This window comes from Bradyrhizobium valentinum, from assembly GCF_001440405.1.
Taxonomy (GTDB): Bacteria; Pseudomonadota; Alphaproteobacteria; order Rhizobiales; family Xanthobacteraceae; genus Bradyrhizobium; species Bradyrhizobium valentinum.
In genome coordinates, this window is sequence record NZ_LLXX01000142.1 from 47,697 (window position 1) to 50,435 (window position 2,739).

The window sequence follows — 2,739 nt, forward strand, 5'->3', positions numbered from 1 at the left end:
TTCAGCTCTTGACACACGCGTGCCGGACCTGCTCGTGAGGAAGCGGTAGCGTCTTGCGATCGGAAAGGGACAAATCGGGTGCGACAGAATGCGAGACTAGCGTGACTTCTCAGTGGCAGTACCAGGTTAGGTTCGATCTGAACGATTCTGCCACGGCGGAATCGGTACGCCGAAAACTCCGTGTTCCGGCACTGGCGCCGCTGTTCGATATCCTCGCCGAGCATCGCGCTGCGCTGAAATGCCAGTTCGACGCCTTTGCGGAGTATGTCGCCGCAGCCGAAGAGCACGGCGTCGAAAACTATCCGCTCTACCAGTGGACGAAGGCGACGATCGAAAATCCGGCGAAGAAGGAAAAGTATTTGAGATCCTTTACAGTCTACGTGGATGACCGGGAGGTCTATGCCAAGGAGATTGCTGACGCGCTGGAGGCGGACTTGCAGCCGCTCGCCACTAGCGGGCTCATCACGCGAATATCCAAGTACGATACCAATCCCGCCAACAATCCTGAGCCGCCGCAGGCCCCCGCGAGCGGAGCTAGCCCATCCGCGAGAGCGAACTGAATGCCCGCTCCTGGCACTTTTCGGACCTGATGGACCCGACTGATGATGTCTGTTCTTGAGGGGGCAAGCGGACTGCCGAGTTGAACACCCGGACTTCCGAATTTGACCCGGAGCGGACCTGGGCAATAGCCGGACATCGGCCCAAAATTCTGCTATAAAGCCAATTCAATTTCCCCGAGCCCCCGGGGGTGCATCTTGAGCAGCGAGCACGTCGAGCGGCGACTGGCAGCTATTCTGGCGGCGGATGTCGCGGGCTCTTGCCGCTTAATCGGGATCGACGAAGAAGGCACGCTGGCGCAACTGAAAGCTCTCAGAAAGACGCTTTTCGATCCCAAAATCGCTGAACATCACGGACGCATCGTCAAGAATACCGGGGACGGAGCTCTCGTTGAGTTCGCCAGCGTGGTTGACGCCGTGCGATGTGCCGACGAAATCCAACGCGGAGTGGCAGAACAAAATATCGATGTGCCGCAGGTCAAGCGAATCGAATTTCGCATCGGCGTTCACGTCGGTGACGTAATCATCGAAGAGGAACGATATCTTCGGTGATGGGGTCAATATTGCAGTGCGTCTCGAAGGGATCGCAGAACCAGGCGGCATCAGCATTTCAGACGATGCTCATCGGCAAATTCGAGGCAAGATCGGTATCGATTATGACGATATAGGTCCACAGGTATTGAAGAACATCGCCGAACCAATGCGCGTCTGGCGCGCGCGCATCGGCCCAAGCTTTTCACCGGCAATGCTGACAAAACCGCCGACCGAGACTGCGCAGCCCCTCGCGCTCCCCGACAAACCCTCCATCGCGGTGTTGCCGTTTGAGAACATGAGCGGCGATCCGGAGCAGGAATATTTCGCCGATGGCATGGTGGAAGACATCATCACGGGACTGTCGCGTTCGAGATCGCTTTTCGTCATCGCGCGACACTCCACCTTTACTTACAAAGGCAAAGCTATCGATATCAAACAAGTCGGACGCGAGCTTGGCGTCCGTTACGTGCTGGAGGGCAGCGTCCGCAAGGCCGGCAACCGCGTTCGCATCACTGGGCAGCTCGTTGATGCCGCGACGGGTAATCATATCTGGGCAGACAGATACGATAGTACACTCGAAGACATGTTTGATCTGCAGGATCGGGTGACCAGCAGCGTGATCGGCGCAATCTCTCCTCAACTGGAGCGCGCCGAAATCGAGCGCGCCCAGCGCAAGCCGACCGAAAGCCTTCAGGCTTACGACTACTATCTTCGCGCGTACGCCAGCTTTTACAAATTCACCAGAGAAGCGCACCTTGAAGCTCTCAAGCTCACGGGAATTGCCAGCGGTATCGATCCCGAATTCGCCGCAGCATACGCGCTTGGCGCTCGTTGCTATATGCAAAGGAAAGCTTTCGGCTGGAGCACTGATGCTGCTCAGGAACGAATTGAAGCCCGACGACTCGCGAGACGAGCGATCGAGCTCGATACGGACGATCCATCGGTGCTTGCAATGGCCGGACACGCGCTCGCTTACGTAGTGGGTGAGGTCGAGGAAGGCGCAGCCCTCCTCACGCGGGCGATAAATCTGGACCCAAATCTGGTTATCGCACGACAGTGGAGCGGGTTCACTCAGCTTTGGCTCGGTAACGTCGATGCCGCAATCGAGCAATTCAAGATCGCGCTGCGTTTGAGCCCGCTGGATCCACGGAGCTTCAATGCCCTGACCGGGCTGGCCTATGCTCATTTTTACGCTGGCCGCAGCGAGGATGCCTCATCGTGTGCGGCAGCCGCTATCAGGCTACAATCCAAGTTTGTGCCGGCACAATTAATTCTGGCGGCATGCCACGCGATATCTGGACGGGTTCAGGAAGCACGAGAGGTCTGTGCGCGCGCAATGCAACTGGACCCGACCCTACGCATTTCCGGAATCAAGGACTGGGGGCCAAATCGTCGACCTGAAGATATCGAAAAGTTGGCGCAGGCTTTTCGGATCGCTGGTGTACCGGAATGACCGTTATTGACCCGGAACGGACGAATCTCTTCGGGCGCGCCATTCTCCACGAAACGGCCTTTTCGCGTAGTGATATTCCGCTAGCGCCCCGCCGAGCACAAGGCATACGAACGCATGAACAGAGGAGAAGGACATGTTAAAGGACGGGAAGGTGGCAACCCGGCTTCCAGCCAAAGACCTAAATCGCGCGCGGGC

General features: G+C 57.5%; 3 protein-coding genes. All 3 read left to right on the top strand.

What is annotated here, in order from left to right:
• Positions 1 to 101 precede the first annotated feature (101 nt).
• The 3 genes from CP49_RS24810 (at position 102) to CP49_RS24815 (ending at position 2,544) form a co-directional block, all read left to right on the top strand.
• Positions 102 to 560, top strand: a complete 459-nt coding sequence (locus tag CP49_RS24810) for a hypothetical protein (RefSeq protein WP_057852792.1) — start codon at positions 102 to 104, stop codon at positions 558 to 560.
• 195 nt (positions 561 to 755) lie between these two features.
• Entirely contained in the window at positions 756 to 1,109 is a 354-nt protein-coding gene (locus tag CP49_RS47780) for an adenylate/guanylate cyclase domain-containing protein (protein ID WP_156438629.1), read from the top strand.
• 16 nt (positions 1,110 to 1,125) lie between these two features.
• Positions 1,126 to 2,544, top strand: coding sequence for a tetratricopeptide repeat protein (locus CP49_RS24815; RefSeq protein WP_245310846.1), 1,419 nt, complete (start codon positions 1,126 to 1,128; stop codon positions 2,542 to 2,544).
• The last annotated feature ends 195 nt before the right edge of the window (positions 2,545 to 2,739 follow it).